The organism is Dickeya undicola (assembly GCF_000784735.1).
In the GTDB taxonomy this organism is placed as follows: Bacteria; Pseudomonadota; Gammaproteobacteria; order Enterobacterales; family Enterobacteriaceae; genus Dickeya; species Dickeya undicola.
The window spans coordinates 19619-36316 of record NZ_JSYG01000020.1 but is presented as its reverse complement, the minus strand read 5'-3'; the positions used below and the strand labels follow the sequence as shown (position 1 = coordinate 36316).

Annotated in this window: 15 protein-coding genes; 13 read left to right on the top strand and 2 right to left on the bottom strand. The window is 53.8% G+C overall.

Features of this window, described 5'->3' with window-relative positions; translation table 11 throughout:
* Positions 1-43 precede the first annotated feature (43 nt).
* From OB87_RS10070 to OB87_RS10035, 8 genes are all read left to right on the top strand, one after another.
* Entirely contained in the window at positions 44-1051 is a 1008-nt protein-coding gene (locus tag OB87_RS10070; RefSeq protein WP_033569317.1) for an NAD-dependent epimerase, read from the top strand.
* 174 nt (positions 1052-1225) lie between these two features.
* The gene (locus OB87_RS10065; protein ID WP_033569366.1) at positions 1226-2392 is read left to right on the top strand and encodes a nucleotide sugar dehydrogenase; all 1167 of its coding nucleotides are present in this window, start codon (positions 1226-1228) and stop codon (positions 2390-2392) included.
* An 83-nt stretch (positions 2393-2475) separates the two neighbouring features.
* Complete coding sequence (locus tag OB87_RS10060) at positions 2476-3375, top strand: sugar phosphate nucleotidyltransferase (protein WP_033569316.1); 900 nt, start codon at positions 2476-2478, stop codon at positions 3373-3375.
* A 294-nt stretch (positions 3376-3669) separates the two neighbouring features.
* Complete coding sequence (gene gndA / locus OB87_RS10055) at positions 3670-5076, top strand: NADP-dependent phosphogluconate dehydrogenase (protein WP_033569315.1); 1407 nt, start codon at positions 3670-3672, stop codon at positions 5074-5076.
* Between the two features lie 379 nt (positions 5077-5455).
* Positions 5456-5746, top strand: coding sequence for a hypothetical protein (locus tag OB87_RS10050; protein ID WP_033569314.1), 291 nt, complete (start codon positions 5456-5458; stop codon positions 5744-5746).
* A gap of 73 nt (positions 5747-5819) precedes the next feature.
* Positions 5820-6494 (top strand): YjbF family lipoprotein, encoded by a 675-nt coding sequence (locus OB87_RS10045; protein WP_033569313.1) that lies wholly within the window; start codon positions 5820-5822, stop codon positions 6492-6494.
* A gap of 9 nt (positions 6495-6503) precedes the next feature.
* On the top strand, positions 6504-7283 hold the full coding sequence (locus OB87_RS10040) for a capsule biosynthesis GfcC D2 domain-containing protein (RefSeq protein ID WP_033569312.1): 780 nt from the start codon (positions 6504-6506) through the stop codon (positions 7281-7283).
* A complete protein-coding gene (locus tag OB87_RS10035) occupies positions 7283-9460 on the top strand; it encodes a YjbH domain-containing protein (RefSeq protein ID WP_033569311.1) in 2178 nt (725 codons plus the stop codon). The genes OB87_RS10040 and OB87_RS10035 overlap by 1 nt, the downstream gene beginning before the upstream one ends.
* Before the next feature lie 94 nt (positions 9461-9554).
* Here OB87_RS10035 and OB87_RS10030 read toward each other — a convergent pair whose 3' ends face one another.
* The gene (locus tag OB87_RS10030; protein WP_235425259.1) at positions 9555-10751 is read right to left on the bottom strand and encodes a hypothetical protein; all 1197 of its coding nucleotides are present in this window, start codon (positions 10749-10751) and stop codon (positions 9555-9557) included.
* 267 nt (positions 10752-11018) lie between these two features.
* On the opposite strand from OB87_RS10030, the gene OB87_RS10025 reads away from it, so the two are divergent.
* The 3 genes from OB87_RS10025 to OB87_RS10020 all read left to right on the top strand — a co-directional run bounded on the left by OB87_RS10025 (position 11019) and on the right by OB87_RS10020 (position 14127).
* Complete coding sequence (locus tag OB87_RS10025; protein ID WP_033569309.1) at positions 11019-12521, top strand: hypothetical protein; 1503 nt, start codon at positions 11019-11021, stop codon at positions 12519-12521.
* Between the two features lie 151 nt (positions 12522-12672).
* Positions 12673-12840: a hypothetical protein gene (locus OB87_RS20890; RefSeq protein WP_167334390.1), complete on the top strand. Its 168-nt coding sequence runs from the start codon at positions 12673-12675 to the stop codon at positions 12838-12840.
* Positions 12841-13062: 222 nt separating this feature from the next.
* Positions 13063-14127 carry a diguanylate cyclase gene (locus OB87_RS10020; protein ID WP_033569308.1) on the top strand — a complete coding sequence of 355 codons (1065 nt, stop codon included), beginning with the start codon at positions 13063-13065 and terminating at the stop codon, positions 14125-14127.
* A 15-nt stretch (positions 14128-14142) separates the two neighbouring features.
* Here OB87_RS10020 and OB87_RS10015 read toward each other — a convergent pair whose 3' ends face one another.
* Positions 14143-15039, bottom strand: coding sequence for a GntR family transcriptional regulator (locus OB87_RS10015; RefSeq protein ID WP_033569307.1), 897 nt, complete (start codon positions 15037-15039; stop codon positions 14143-14145).
* Positions 15040-15268: 229 nt separating this feature from the next.
* On the opposite strand from OB87_RS10015, the gene OB87_RS10010 reads away from it, so the two are divergent.
* A complete protein-coding gene (locus tag OB87_RS10010; protein ID WP_033569306.1) occupies positions 15269-15733 on the top strand; it encodes a hypothetical protein in 465 nt (154 codons plus the stop codon).
* Positions 15734-15912: 179 nt separating this feature from the next.
* Positions 15913-16671 carry an SDR family oxidoreductase gene (locus OB87_RS10005; protein ID WP_050515687.1) on the top strand — a complete coding sequence of 253 codons (759 nt, stop codon included), beginning with the start codon at positions 15913-15915 and terminating at the stop codon, positions 16669-16671.
* The last annotated feature ends 27 nt before the right edge of the window (positions 16672-16698 follow it).

The following is a 16698-nucleotide window of genomic DNA, read 5'->3' as shown; positions in this document are numbered from 1 at the left end:
ATGGTATTATCTCCGCCATTCAAGTCACGTTAAGAGTTCCTGAATGAAATTTCTTGTTACCGGCGCGGCCGGCTTTATCGGCTTCTATACCTGTCAGTCACTCTGCGCTGCTGGCCATACGGTGGTGGGGATAGACAACCTCAACAGCTATTATGAAGTATCGCTCAAGGAAGCGCGGCTGGCGAAACTGCGCGCGCTGCCTGGGTTCCATTTTGAGCGGATAGATATTGAAGATAGCCAGGCGATGGCGGCGTTGTTCGCGGCGGAAAAATTCGAGCGCGTTATCCATCTCGCCGCGCAGGCCGGGGTGCGTTATTCGCTGGAAAACCCGATGGTGTATGCACAAAGCAACCTGATAGGCCACCTGAATGTGCTGGAAGGGTGCCGTCATAACGGCGTCGGTCACCTGATTTACGCCTCTTCCAGCTCGGTGTACGGGTTGAACAGCAAAACGCCGTTCGCCACCGCCGACTCGACCGACCACCCGATCTCGCTGTACGCCGCGACCAAGAAATCGAATGAACTGATGGCGCACTCCTATTCGCATCTGTATGACCTGCCGACCACTGGGCTGCGCTTCTTCACAGTGTATGGGCCGTGGGGGCGTCCGGACATGGCGCTGTTCAAGTTTACCCGCCGGATTCTGGCTGGTGAACCGATCGATATCTACAATCAGGGTGACATGTGGCGTGATTTCACCTATGTCACCGACATTGTGGAAGGCATGTTGCGTATGGTGGATCAGATTCCGGAACGCCATGCCGACTGGACAGTGGAAGCCGGTTCAGCGGCCACCAGTTCCGCGCCGTACCAACTCTACAATATCGGTCACGGCAGCCCGGTGCGGCTGATGGATTTTGTGACCGCGCTGGAGTCGGCGTTGGGACGAGAGGCCGTGAAAAACTTCATGCCGATGCAAGCTGGCGACGTTTATCAGACCTATGCCGATACCAGCGACCTGTTCGCTGTGACAGGCTATCGACCACAGGTAGGGGTAGAAAAAGGGGTACAGGCCTTCGTGGACTGGTATCGGGATTTCTATCAAGCCTGAACGAAATAAAGCGAATTGATACCCACAATACTTCGCGCTGCAGGCAAGCTGATGCCCCTGCAACTTGAAGTCTGTTGGGTACAGACGGCATTACGCAGCGGACGTCTCTGCGGCTTTGCTATTGTTCTGTGACGGGTACAGTGTGTTACCCCGTAGGATGAATGTGGACAGATGATGAAAATTGCAATTGCGGGTACAGGTTATGTTGGCTTGTCCAACGCCATGCTGCTGGCGCAGCATAATGAAGTGGTCGCGGTGGATATCGTTGCCGAGAAAGTGGATATGCTCAACAAAGGCATCTCCCCCATCGTGGATAAGGAAATCGAAGCTTATCTGCGCAACCCGGCGCTAAATTTCCGTGCCACGCTGGATGCCGTATCCGCTTATCAGGATGCGGAGTTCGTCATTATTGCTACGCCAACGGATTACGATCCGAAAACCAATTACTTCAATACTCGCTCGGTGGAAGCGGTGATCAGCAAAGTGCTGGAAGTGAATCCGAATGCGGTGATGATTATCAAATCCACCATCCCGGTGGGATATACCGCGCAGGTTCGCGAGCAGTTCGGCACTGAAAATATCATCTTCTCGCCGGAGTTCCTGCGTGAAGGCCGCGCACTGTACGACAACCTGTATCCGTCCCGTATCGTGGTCGGCGAGCGCTCTGAACGAGCTGAACGTTTTGCCCGTCTGCTGGTGGAAGGGGCTATCAAAACCAATATCCCGGTGCTGTTTACTGGTCTAACCGAAGCCGAAGCGATCAAACTGTTCGCCAATACTTATCTGGCGATGCGTGTAGCCTACTTTAACGAGCTGGATACCTACGCCCAGACGCTGGGGCTGGACAGTAAACAGATCATCGAAGGTGTTGGGCTGGACCCACGTATCGGTCAGCACTACAACAACCCGTCATTTGGCTATGGCGGCTATTGCCTGCCGAAAGATACCAAACAGCTGTTGGCTAACTATGAATCGGTGCCGAACAACCTGATTCGGGCGATTGTCGACGCCAACACCACTCGCAAGGACTTCATCGCTGACTCTGTGATCAGGCGGAGTCCGAAAGTGGTGGGTATCTACCGCTTGGTGATGAAAACCGGGTCCGATAACTTCCGTGCTTCCGCGATTCAGGGGGTAATGAAGCGCATCAAGGCGAAAGGAATCGACGTGGTGGTGTATGAACCTGCGCTGAAAGAGTCTGAGTTCTTCCGTTCCCGCGTGATTCACAGCCTGGACGAGTTCAAACAGATGTCTGATGTGATTCTGTCGAACCGAATGGCACCGGAATTGTCTGATGTAATGGAAAAAGTGTATACCCGCGATCTCTTCGGCGCTGATTAGGTGTATTCTGGCGTCAGAAAAATTAATGTGGCGCGGTCTTTGTCGTCGCGGCAAACAGCAGCATGTTTTTGAGAGAACACGAAATGACAGCATTAAAAGCGATTATCCCTGTTGCCGGTTTAGGGATGAACTTGTTACCGGTTACCAAAGCGATTCCCAAAGAGATGCTTCCATTGGTTGACCGGCCGGTAATCGAAAAGATTGTCAACGAGTGCGTCAATGCGGGAATTAAAGAGATCGTGCTGGTGACGCACGCCTCTAAAAACGCCATTGAAAACCATTTTGATACCTCTTTCGAGCTGGAGTCGATGCTGGAAGAGCGCGCCAAACGTCAGTTGCTGGCGGAAGTACAGTCCATTTGCCCGCCGGGCGTGACCATCATGAACGTGCGTCAGGGGCAGACGCTGGGCCTGGGGCACGCGGTGTCCTGTGCTCACCCAATTGTCGGCAACTCGCCGTTTGTGGTGGTTCTGCCGGATGTGGTGATGGACGACGCTTCTGCGGATCAGTCGAAAGACAATCTGGCGTTGCTGATTTCTCGTTTTGAACAGACCGGTCATAGCCAGGTGCTGGTAAAACACCGTCCGTACGAGGTGCTGCCGGAATATTCCATCGTGGAATGTGAGAGTGCCTTGAATCAGGCGGGCGACGCGTCGGCGATCACCTCCATGATCGAGAAGCCGGAACTGGCACCGGTGGAAGGGTCGGACCTGTCTGCCGTTGGGCGTTATGTCCTGACTGCCGAAGCCTGGCCGATTCTGGAAAACACCCTGGCGGGCGCGTGGGGCCGTATCCAGTTGACCGATGCCATCGCTGAGCTTATCAAAACCCAGCAGGTTGATGCCGTTCAAATGGCGGGCCGTAGCTTCAACTGTGGCCGTAAGATGGGTTATGTGCAGGCATTCGTGTCCTACGGTCTGCGTAATCCGGAACTGGGTGGTGCGTTCAAAACCAAAATCAAAGCGCTGCTGGAAAAATATTAATCAGTGCGTCATGCCCGATAACACCTCGGTGTTATCGGGTTTTTTCTGACCATTGTTCAGATCGTTATTAGTAAAATTACTATCATGGTAATTAATCGCATCATTTTTTGTTTGCTCTCCACCAGACCGGCCTCATTCGTAGAACGCCTGCAACTGCCCTGTCGTACCAGTACTGTCCTGTCGCACCAATAACTACCCACTCAGACGTTAGCTGGGTTACCATGTCAGCCAGCTTTTTGTTGCCTGAGGCGCAGTCAGCCGCAGGCAGGTTACCTTCAGACAGGAGTTGTTTTAATGTCCAAACAGCAAATTGGCGTTGTCGGTATGGCGGTAATGGGGCGCAATCTGGCGCTGAACATTGAAAGCCGTGGCTATACCGTTTCCGTCTTTAACCGTTCCGCAGACAAAACGGATGAGGTGATTGCAGAGAACCCAGGAAAAAAACTGGTGCCGTGCTACACCGTTGAAGAGTTTGTTGAATCTCTGGAAAAACCGCGCCGTATCCTGTTGATGGTTAAAGCAGGCGAAGCGACGGATAAAACGATCGAGTCTCTGAAACCGTATCTGGAAAAAGGCGACATCCTGATCGATGGCGGCAACACGTTCTATAAAGACACCATCCGCCGTAACCGTGAATTGTCTGCTGAAGGCTTCAACTTCATCGGCACCGGCGTGTCCGGCGGTGAAGAAGGCGCGCTGAAAGGCCCGTCCATCATGCCTGGCGGTCAGAAAGAGGCGTATGAGCTGGTTGCGCCGATTCTGGAGCAGATTGCAGCCCGTGCTGAAGGCGAGCCTTGCGTCACCTACATTGGCGCTGACGGTGCCGGTCACTATGTGAAAATGGTGCACAATGGTATCGAGTACGGCGACATGCAGTTGATCGCTGAAGCTTACGCGCTGCTCAAGCAGGCGCTTGGGCTTTCCAACGAAGAACTGGCGAGCACCTTCTCCGAGTGGAACAAGGGCGAGCTGAGCAGCTACCTGATTGAAATCACGGCTGATATCTTCACCAAGAAAGACGAAGAGGGTAAATACCTGGTCGACGTGATTCTGGACGAAGCTGCCAACAAAGGCACCGGTAAGTGGACCAGCCAAAGCTCGCTGGATCTGGGCGAACCGCTGTCGCTGATTACCGAATCGGTGTTTGCCCGTTACCTGTCCTCGCTGAAGAACCAGCGTGTGGCGGCATCGAAAGTGCTGAGTGGCCCGGTTGCTCAGGCGTTCAGCGGCGACAAAGCCGAGTTCGTTGAAAAAGTGCGTCGCGCGCTGTATCTGGGCAAAATCGTTTCCTACGCGCAGGGTTTCTCTCAGTTGAAAGCGGCGTCAGACGAAAACAACTGGAGCCTGAACTACGGCGAAATCGCCAAGATTTTCCGTGCTGGTTGCATCATCCGTGCTCAGTTCCTGCAAAAGATCACCGATGCTTACTCCGAGAACGCCGATATCGCCAACCTGCTGCTGGCACCTTACTTCCGTCAGATAGCCGACGAATACCAGCAGGCGCTGCGTGACGTGGTGTCCTATGCGGTACAGCAGGGGATCCCGACCCCGACCTTCTCAGCGGCGATTGCCTATTATGACAGTTACCGTTCCGCGGTATTACCGGCTAACCTGATTCAGGCCCAGCGCGATTATTTCGGCGCACATACCTATAAGCGTATTGATAAAGAAGGCGTATTCCACACCGAATGGCTGGAATAATATTCTGAAACGTTTTTCATATTCTGAAACCGGGTAGAAATATCCGGTTTTTCTTTCTCAATATCTCCCCCCTAATAACTAAGACTTTTCCGATAATATTTCATCCCATTGTAACTAATGGGGAAAATATAACGCTCTTGCGACTTGTCTTATTTCCTTAATCGCTCAATTTTGTTTTTCTTATTTCATATCTGAGTATTGGTTCGGATCCTTCCCATGCGCTGGTGATTATTTCATGAAGGATGGATTGAAATAATTGCTTCATAGGCCATGGGGAAGATCCAACCTGGCTGATTTATTCAGCCAGTCATGGGTCGGAGCGAACTTTCGGGTTGTCTCCTGCCTGATGTCCTTAAACAGGAAATAAAAGGAAATGGTAATGATGAAGAAAACGTTAGCGACCCTGGCGCTGGCTTTGGCCGTGCTGCCTGTGGCTGCGTTTGCCGCTGATTCACCGGCGGCAAACGGGCGTCCGTCCTTCGGGGTGGCGCCTATCGCTCACGGTGCCACTGCTGGTGCCCGAGCTGCCAGCATGGCGCATGGCCCAAGCGCTGGTTATGGCTATGGCGCTGGTCGTGCATTTGTGGCGGGGGTGGTTGCTGCCTCAACCAGCACGACTTCCAGCACCGTAGGAACCAGCACCTCAACCGTGACGTCAACTCGCGGCTAATGATGGGCTAATAACCAAGGCCACTCCGGTGGCCTTTTTTCTGCATCAGGATGTTCAGGCGAGAACCCGAACAATGAAAAAAATTCTTGATTTAGCCTTGTTACGGATGTTGGCGATCGTTTTCTTTATACCAGGACTCACGGGATGTTCTCAGCAAATCAGTCAACTTAGCCGGGATTTTCGGCTGGCGTTGTGGGGCAGGGAAGATGTCAGCATGACGCCGCAACAGGTAGAACAGCTTCCGTATGCCTCAGCGTACCTGAAAGTGGGTAAGGCACCGCGCGCCTTTGTGGTGCTGGCGTTTGCTGATAATCAGCAACTGAAATGGGTGACATCGGATGAGAACATGGTCGTGACCCATTTTGGCAGACTGGTGAAAACGCAGGGGTTGGGTGAAGACATCCGGCAGGTTACCCAGTTGGACTCCGACCCGCTCAGCCTCGGCTTGCTCAAGCCCAGCACCCCGAAACAATGGCACACCATCGTCAGTTGGTCACAAGTGCTGCGTGGTGGCTACGACCAGCAATCGGAATTTGAGAATAAAGGCCCGGAAACCCTGACGATACTGAACATCCCGCGGCAGACGGTACGTTTTGACGAGCAGGTGACCGTACCGGCTCTGGGTAAACACTACACCAATCAATACTGGCTAGACCCGACATCCGGCCAGGTCATTCAAAGCTATCAGTATATGGGGCCCAACATGGCTCTGGTGCAGTTCACGGTTCTTAAGCCATACAATCAATAAGGTCATATTATGTTGTCATTCAATCGATTGGCTGCCTTGTTATTGCTGGTGGCCGGAACATCAGGGGCGGCACAATTAACGGTAAAGTACGCGGGTGAAACGTTGCCAGGCGTGGAACTGAAAGACGGCACCCGTCTGGATCAGTTTTACGGGCAGATGGCATTCCCGGATAAGGTCAACTGGCAGACGGCGTTACTCACCAACGAGCTTATGACGGAAAAGGTCAGAGAAAAGGGAGAAAAGTTACAGGCTCGGCTGTATCAATTGCAACTGGCCTGGCAGATCGACGGTGATGGCGACTGGGCGATCGCTGCCTGGTACATGGCGCAGGCGCTGAAACAGGTGGATATCGTTGGCCGCATTCGCGCCCGCGTTGACCCGGATATCGTGCGCCTTTCTCAACGGGATAATCGTCCGCTGGTCGGCAACTACACCCTCTACCTGTCTCCCTATCGCGATCAGTTTTTTTTGTTCGGGTTGATCAGCACCGGCATTGATATCGGCACCCCGAACGTGTTCAAGGATATTGATCTCCAGTCAGGCTGGTCAATCGAACAATACATCGGCAGACGGCGTTTTCTGCCAGGTGGTGATAACCGCGACGGTTATCTGATTTCGGGCAACGGTCACTGGCGCAAAGTCCCGCTGGCTGTCTGGAACCGCCAGCACCATGAACCGGCGGCGGGAGAAACGCTATTCATCGGTTTTGACCCTTCCATTCTGCCAGAGGGCTTCACGTCTCTGAATGAGCAGATCGCCGACTATCTTGCCAACCGGATTCCACACTAATGGCTAACAACCGAACTTTTAAACTGAGTTGCCTGTCGCTGGCGATTGGCAGTTCACTAGGGACGCCGGTCTGGGCGGATGACGCAGATAACCTGAATGCGACGAATCGCAGCGGTTATTACCAGCCTGCTGGCGTATCGCAGATGGACTTTGGTGGCGTCGGATTATGGCAAATGCCCACGGCGCGTATGGCGGATACCGGCGAGTTTAGTGCCAGCTACCGCGACAACCAGGAATACCGTCGCTACGCTATTTCGCTCCAGCCGCTCGACTGGCTGGAGACAACGCTGCGGTATACCGACATCCGTACCCGGCCTTACAGCACCACCCCCAGCTTCAGTGGTCATCAGACCTACAAAGATAAGAGTTTCGACGTCAAGGCGCGGCTCTGGCAGGAAAGCCGCTGGTTGCCACAAGTGTCGCTGGGGCTGCGTGATATTGCGGGCACCGGCTTATTCGACAGCGAATATCTGGTGGCCAGCAAGCGTTGGGGGCCGTTTGATTTCACGCTGGGCATGGGCTGGGGCAACATGGCACAGAGCGGAAACATTCCTAACCCGGCCTGTCGATTAATGTCGGGATTCTGTACCCGTTCCGCTTCAATGCAGACCGGGCAGTTTGCGGCGAAAAACTTTTTCCACGGACCGGCGGCACTGTTTGCCGGTCTGGAATACCAGACGCCGTGGGATCCGCTACGTATCAAGCTGGAGTACGACAGCAACGACTACAGCGTGGAAGCGGCGGATCAGACTCGCCCGGCGTCGCAGCATATCAAGCAGGACTCGCCGATTAACGTTGGCCTGGTGTACCGCGCCACCGACTGGCTGGATACGTCGCTGTCGTGGGAGCGCGGCAATACGTTGATGTGGGGCTTTACGCTGCGCACCAACTTCAACCGGTTACGGCCGCAGCATCCAGATGACGAGCCGCCGGTTTATTTACCGGGAAAAAACACAGAGTCACCGGGAAAAAACACAACGGCGAAAAATGCGCAGGGTAGCACCGACTGGCAACGCGTATCGCAGGAGCTGGATGACAAAGCGGGCTTTAGCCAACCGGATATTTATAGCGACGGCCAGCAGGTGACGGTGGTGGCGGAGCAGTATAAATACAACAGCGATGCCGAGGCCAGCCGACGAGCGGCGACGGTGCTGGCGAACAATCTGCCGGATGACGTCGGGCAATATCATATCGTCACCCGCAGCGGCCCGCTGACCGCCACCAGTACCCGTGTGGATGCGTCAGCGTTCCGTCAACTGGAGTCCGGCAGTACGCCGCTGGGGCTGGACGAGCCGGATCCCTATCATGTCGAGCCGCTGTCGGAGCCGCGTGGTCATCAGGTGCTGCATACTGAACCGCCGCGTTTCTCCTACAGCATTGACCCTTCGCTACAGCAGTCGTTCGGTGGCCCGGAATCGTTCTACATGTATCAGTTGTCGGCCAACGCCAGCGCCGATTACCGCATTACCAACAACTGGCGACTGGGTGGCACGCTGAGCGTCAACCTGATCAATAACTATGACCAGTTTAATTTCAAATCCCCGCCACAGGATGGTGCGGCGCTGCCGCGGGTCCGTACCCACATTCGTGAATATGTGACGTCTTCGGACGTATTGCTAACCAACCTGCAGCTATCGCGTTACGACCATCTGTCGCGTGACTGGTATACCCAGGTCTACGGCGGTTATTTGGAAACCATGTACGCTGGGGTTGGGGGTGAAGTGCTGTATCGGCCGTTTGGCAGTAACTGGGCGGTGGGAATGGACGTTAACTACGTCAAGCAGCGAGACTGGGACGACCCGCAACGGCTGAGGGATTACAGTGTCACCACCGGTCACCTGACCACGTATTGGTCGCTGCCGTTCGTTAAAGGCGGGCTGGCGAAAATCAGTGTTGGGCGTTACCTGGCCGGTGACAAAGGTATTACGTTGGATCTGTCGCGCCGTTTCGACAGCGGGATCGTGGCCGGTGCATTTGCTACCGTGACTAATGTGAGCGCTAGCGAGTACGGTGAAGGCAGTTTCACCAAAGGGATCTACTTCACCATCCCGTTCGATTTGCTCTTCAGTTCACCAACCACCCGTCACGGCTCCGTCGGCTGGGTGCCGCTGACCCGCGATGGTGGACAAATGCTGGATCGGCGCGATGTGCTGTACAACATGGTGGACCGGGAATAAGGGTGGTCAGGGGATAATCAAGCGTCGTGAGGGGATACTCGAATCACCTGGTCAATGTGCAGCGCCTTTCGAAAAACGCAAGGCGCTGCCAGTATCAAGACTGAGGTTGCAGTGACGAAGAGGCGGGCAGCGGGCGTATCGATCTGGCTCGCTGGCGATGTAACTTACTGCTGACCATCATCATGGTGACAAACAGGAACAGACCGGGCGAAAAGTAGCCATAGCCACGCAGGAAAAACTCGACCGCGTAGGCGATGACTACCGCCATGGCGATTTTCAGCAGTGTAGATTCCATATCGGTGTTATCGCGGATGCGGTTAATGGTGTTGACGGCTTTTTTCAGGACCAGCATGTAGCTGATGCTGAGCAGCAGACCAACGGCACCGAATTCGCTGACGATTTTTGAAGCCAGGAAGCCACCGTCGTTACGGTTGAAGTCACTGCCAGCGAGCGACTGGATAACGTAGCCGTATTGGCCGACGCCATTGGTGCCAGCCATTTGCAGCCCCAGACCAAGGCCGTGGCTTTCCAGCAGCGCGTTTTTGGCGTCATCCAACCCTTGCAGAAATACCAGTGTCGTGAGGTTGTCGGTATCGTCACTGATGGTCAGGCGTGAGCCAAAGTAGGCGATGGCTGGCAGGTCGGAAAAGTAGGTCAGCATAACGTACACCGCCGCAACCAGCACCACGATGATCGTCAGCATCAGGGTGATGCGCCGCGCCATCCAGAAGATGAAGATTGCCATCATGCAGAACACCAGCAACGTCAGGCTGGGGAAAATCAACGCCTGCAACAGCATATTTGCCAGCAGCACCACGCGTTCGCGGTTTTTCATCAGAATACCGCTGGCGCAGACAAAGATACCGACGGTCAGCGCATAATGGCTCTCTTCAGAGAAGGGAAACACCGCCTTGGGTTTTGCCGCATAACTACCGATATCGATACGATGGATGACCGAGATCCAGCCGAGTAGCAGCAGGGTATACGTCACGGCCCGAAATACGGAGGCGAGGGTAGCAGGCGGGACGGTCAGCAGACGGTTGGCAAACAGCGTAGCACCAAGAAAAATAATGATCAGTGCCGGTAATGTGAAGAGCGGTTTGTAATTGTTATAGAAAGCTGCAATATAACCGGATTGCGCCAGTAATATAAATACCGCTATGGCGAAAAGTAAGATTTTTCCACTGGAAAAAGCCAATTGCTTCATACAGCGTAGGCCATAAATATAGATGGCGGTAATCGCGACCATCATTCCTGGTGCCAGCGAAGATTGCTGGAGAAATACAAACACAAATTGTGGTATCAGGAAAATGCAAAGCATTGCCCAATAAAGAGAATCATGTTTTATGGTTGCCTTCAATTTTCAACTCCCATACTCATCTGAAGTGTGTTTTTAGTGATGATAAATCAGATTGAATTAAATCTTTAATTATTTTTGCAGAAAATTTATGACATTCATTGACGCTATTGCTTACCCTACCTGTTATCAAAACACTGCCTTCCATTTTGTAGGATTTTATTTTAATACATTGAAATTATTGATATCGGAGAGATTGCTATGAATAGAAGAGATTTCCTGGCCGGTAGCCTGGCATCACTGGCGGTGACTTCTACAGCGTCAGCGTCGCAGGAAAGTAATACGATTGCCTTTACCAATGATCTCACCCGCTACAATATTGATTTTTCCGGAAAGACCGATTCTACCGGGCCTTTTCAGACACTTCTTAATGATATGCTGGAACAGTCAAAATCATTATCCAATGCGCAGCAAAAGGTCAGGTTAATGTTACAAGGGGTGGTGCAGGTTTCTTCTACAATAAAAATAGATGCATCGAAAGTTTCTATTCATGGTCCGCTGACAATTATTTTTACCAAAAAGGGTAATTTTGATAAATATGCGATTGTAGTGACCGGGAATCCAGATGTGGATGCCGCCTACAGTAATATCGTAGACAGCTTTTTCTCCGGTGTGCATTTTATTTCAGAAAAGAGAACGTTAGATCTGTTTTTTGCGTATAACCCGGAGAACAATTCCAACCGTAATGCATCCTGCTTGCTGAGTATTTATTCCTGCCGTTTTACCGGGTTCAGAAAGGTCTTTTCCAACGGCGCGGGCGGCTGGGGGTGGAACTGGTTCTCTTGTGGGTTCAATAACTGTGACCGCCTGTTGTATTTGACCCGCCAGCCAGATTCCTACGAACGCTTCACCTTCATTGGGTGTATCTGGCAAAACGGCGGGTACGCGTTTGAAATCGATAATCCGGACGGCGTGGTGTACTGGCAGGCGGGCAGCTTTGATTACTGCGAGGGGATAGCGTTGATTAACGAAGGGCATGTGGAGATCAACGGCCACGTCGAGTACGTGAGGCGAAAGCAGCCCGCGGTGGTGCTGAAGAAAAAGAACGCCAGCTTTGTGTTCAATGGTGGCGCGATTTTTGTGCGCCAGAACCCAGAGCAACCCTACCTTATTTTCGATCAGGCGTTTGATTACCAGACTACGCTGACCAATGTGCGCTTTGCCACCGACGGCATTAATGTCACGTCCTGCGTGATCTCCAACCGACCCTGCTGGAAGAATAACCTGATCTTTACCAATCAGATGGCGGAGCTGATCGCCCTGAACGATAGCGGTAGCGCGCTGGTTTATCCCGGTGCCGCTGGTGGCGCTTGCCGTTACGACCCGGCACACATCAAAGAAGATAACGGGCGGTTTGTGAAAATCGCCGAGAGCGATAACGTGCAGGTGCAATTTCTGATACCGGTCAATGGGCACGATCAGGTTGGGCTGACCTGGCAGGCGCAAACCTCCGCCACCGGCAAGGTGGCGATCACCAAGAAACTTCATGGCTACGGTGAGAACGGCCCCGGCCCGGTGATGATGGACCTGACCCGCGACGGCAAGGATTACATTCAGAGCAGTGATCGGTTGCAGAAGGGCAACTCGGGCACCATCTGGAAAATTCCGCGCAGCGCCTGGCTACTGTCGCTGTCGTTCAACCTCTCCTCCGCCAGTGTTGGTGACTACCTGGATATGCATGAACTGAAGCTGGTCAGTTGCTGATTGTTGGACGGAGTGTAAGGAATGTGTTTGTTTTACGAAAGTGGTTCGTAATCAATATAACTTACTGTAAATAAGGAATTTTTTAGGAATAGGCGACTTGTTGCCTGCTGGCCGGTTTCTTATGATGCACCCGTTGAAACCGAGGTGAATCATGAAAAATGTAGTCAAAATGGTCAGTTTACTGGCGTTGATCGCCACCCTGAATGGTTGTCTTTTCCCTCCTCCGTGGGGCGGTCCTGGCGGTGGTCATGGCGGCCCCGGTGGCGGTGGGCCGGGCGGGTTCCATTACCTGCCGGGTAACGGACCCTCGCATCCCTGATATGCCATGCGGTCGGCCTTCCCCCTGTGGGTCGGCCGCACTCCCTCTGCTGAATGGCTCGTTTCTCTGTAACATTCCGCTTTACTCGCTGCATGAGTCAAACCCGCCGGGATAGATTCTCAATAAAAACCATATCTTACTGAAGTGATTTGCGCTGGAATTTGGAATAATGACGGTGCGTATTCTGTTAGAAGTATGACGGACAGCAATAAGGAGAGGAGAATGTATTCAACACTCGTTGCGGCACCGGCTGGTGGCGACCATCGCCGCCCCGGTCTGGCATTTGCCAGACGCATCTATCTCCCCCGAGTGATTGGTTTGGGGCTGGGCTTTTTTTATGTCGCCGCCGTGCTGTATGACCAGACTGCTTCTGTGTGGGTATGGGGAGCACTGTTTTTCAACGGCTTCCTTTGGCCGCACCTTGCGCTGTTGCTGGCGCGACGCGCCCGTGATCCGATGCGGTTCGAGTACGGCAATTTGCGGTTTGACGCCTGGCTGGGTGGCGTCTGGATTGGCATGATGGGGTTAAATTCACTGCCATCGGTGCTGATCATGTCGATGATGGGCATGAACAATATCGCGGCTGGCGGTTTGCGGTTGTTTTTACAGGGGCTGGCTGTACAACTGGCTGGTGCATTGGCCGTGATCTGGCTGGCCGATCGCCCGATCGCATTTGCTACTACGCCAGTGCAGATTTATTTCTGCCTACCGATGCTCTTTATCTACCCTATATCGGTCGGGCTGGTCACCTATCGCATGGCGATCAAACTGGCGGAGCACAAACGTCAACTGCGGGAAATCAGTATCCACGATGGTATGACCCGGTTGTACAACCGGCATTACTGGGAACAACTGTTGAAAAATGAGTTTGAGCTGTGCTTGCACCACCAGCAGGTGGCGACGCTGGCGCTGCTGGATATCGATCATTTCAAACGTATTAACGACAGTTTCGGGCACCACGTGGGAGATGATGTGATTCTCTTGCTCAGTGGCGGCATCCAATCGACATTACGACAGTCCGACATCACTGGCCGTTTTGGCGGCGACGAGTTCGGTGTCGTACTGCCGAAGACGTCGGTTGTCGAGGCGGAACGTATAGTTCAACGGTTACGTGAGTATCTGGACGGCGTGCAACTGCATCAGGCTCCGACGCTGCGGGTGGGGATCAGCGTTGGGCTGGTGCAGTTTCACTCCGGTCTGGATGACTATCAGGTCTGGCTGAAAGCGGCGGATACCGCGTTGTATCAGGCCAAAGACAATGGTCGCGGTTGCACGGTCTGCGCCTGAGCACCGTTGGTGCGGTTAGCGCGCCGTGAATAACGCCGGGGTGATTGCCTTACGTCGCGCGGTTTCCAGGTGCGTGCGCATAAAATCAGCCGCGCTCAGCCGGTCGCCCTGTTCCAGATAGCGAATGATTTGCAAATGCTCTTCCGCCTGATGTTTGCGCTGTGGGCGGAATCTCTCCTTACGGTATTCCACCAGTCTCCGTAGTCGCGCCAGGTGACGAACGGTTTGCAGCAGAAAGCGATTGCCGGAACAGGCGGCCAGTGTGTCATGGAATCCGGAACTGGTATCAAACATCTCCATTGCCGTCATGGTTAGATAGCCGTCTTCGGCCAGGTGTTCCTGCTGTTTCCGGCAGTGCGCTAACACCTGTGGGTCAATATGAAACGTTGCCGACAGCAACCCCGCGGGTTCGATAATCGCACGCAGCGCGTAGCTTTCCTCATAAGCCTCTACCGAATCGATCAGCGGCAGCGTGCGCCAGCCCTGACCAGCCATATGTTCCAGCCAGCCTTCCTGCTGACAACGCAGTAATACTTTACGCAGCACCGGGCGAGTAACGCTGAATTCAAGCATCAACTCCATTTCTGAAAATTGCTCCGGCAACTGGCGGGTAATACGGCGCTCAGCCAACAATCGGTAGAGCGGGTCTTCCGCCTGCTCCAGTACTTCGGCGACCAGATCGCCCAATTGCGAGGCGTGTTGCGCCAGAAAAAAACCGCGATTGCGATCATAGGTCACCATGCCCTTGTCCATCAGGTACTGCATCGCCTGTTTTACCGGCGTGCGCGATGTATTGAGCGCCTGTGCCAGCGCCGATTCGACCAGATGATGGCCCACCGCGAGTTGTTCGCGTCTGACATAACTGATGACGTCGCGCACGATGCGCGCCTGCAAAGGGGTGAGGGTTGTCATGATGCCTTACCAGCCAGAATGAATAGCTGCTGATTATACCTGTTACCTGCCGGGCTGGCAGTGCTGCCGACCCATTGTTCTTTATTTTATTAAAAGTCATTTTATGTTGCTAATCAGCGCTATCCCCTCAATGAGATTAGGTTCCCTAATTTTATAAATTGTATTTTTTGACAATAAAATGCAATATGGTTGTATTCTGAACATCCAGTGAAATACGAAGAGGCCGTCCGTGGCGCTATCAGCACATCCCTTACTGATTACCGGTCATCCTTTTGAATGGCTGACGATCCCCGGTCTGGACCGGCTTGCCTGCACCTTCATCCGCCATCAGCCCCCGCTAATACTGGTATCGGTAAGTGCGTTGTCACTATCAGGATTACTGGCAGAGGTGGTAAACCAGCCTGTGTGGGATACGGTTCGTATTTTTGGCGCTGCGGCACTGTCGCGGTACATCGGGGAAAATGCACGGCATAGTCAACTGGTGGTGTTCGATAGCCTGTCAGATGAAACGTCCTGCGCGCTGGAGTTTGCCATACTTGATGAGGCGGGGTGGCAGCGCCATGTCGCTGCATCGACCAAACAGGTTATCAGGCAGGCGGTGTTGCAGCCTGATACGATTGCTTGTGATTATCTCCCCGCCCGTGTAAGCACGGCGTTTTCGTTGGTTCACCGCGTCCCGGCATCCCTCGGCTGATCAACCCGACCGCCTGCGTCGGAAGAACTGTTGGTAAAAATGGAATAATTATATCCATTTTTCCATCTTTATCTCATGCCGGTATCCGGGCAGGATCTGGCACGGCAGGCGATGGCCGCCTTGCTGTACCAGGGTCGTGGCAAACCCGATCGTTTTCATCCAGAACAACAGGAGAGCGTATGCAGCACACCAAACATGACAGCATACCGGGTGCCCGTGTGGCGATAGTCACCGGCGCGTCGCGGGGCATCGGCAGAGCGATTGCGCTGAAGCTGGCGCAGCAGGGATGGCAGGTGGTGGTGAATTATGCCCGTCAGCAGCAACAGGCGAACGACGTAGTGAGCCGGATTCGCGAGGATGGCGGCGTCGCGTTGGCGATTCAGGCACAGGTGGACGCGCCTGAGCAGGTGGCGGCACTATTTCAGCAGACAAAAACGCAATTTGGGCGTATCGACGCCGTGATTAACAGCGCCGGGGTGATGGCGAATACGCCGATTGCTGATGGCGACCTGGCACAGTTCGACAACATGATCGCGACCAATCTGCGCGGTGCGTTCATTGTGCTGGGTGAAGCGGCCCGGCAGGTGGAAACCGGCGGACGAATTATTGCGCTGTCCACCAGCGTGATTGTCCGGTCGCTGCCCGGTTATGGCCCCTATATCGCTTCCAAGGCGGGTGTCGAAGGGCTGGTGCGGGTGCTGGCGAACGAACTGCGTGGCCGCGAGGTCACGGTAAACGCCGTCGCGCCGGGGCCGGTGGCGACTGAACTGTTTTTTAACGGTAAGACCGATGCACAGGTGGCGGCCATTACTGCCATGACACCGTTGGAAAGACTGGGGGAACCGGACGATATCGCCAACGTAGTGGCTTTTCTGGTCGGGCCGGAAGGGGGCTGGATCAATGGTCAGGTGGTTCGCAGCAACGGCGGGTTTGCATAATCGGGGGGCGCACCGGGGAAGGCGGCT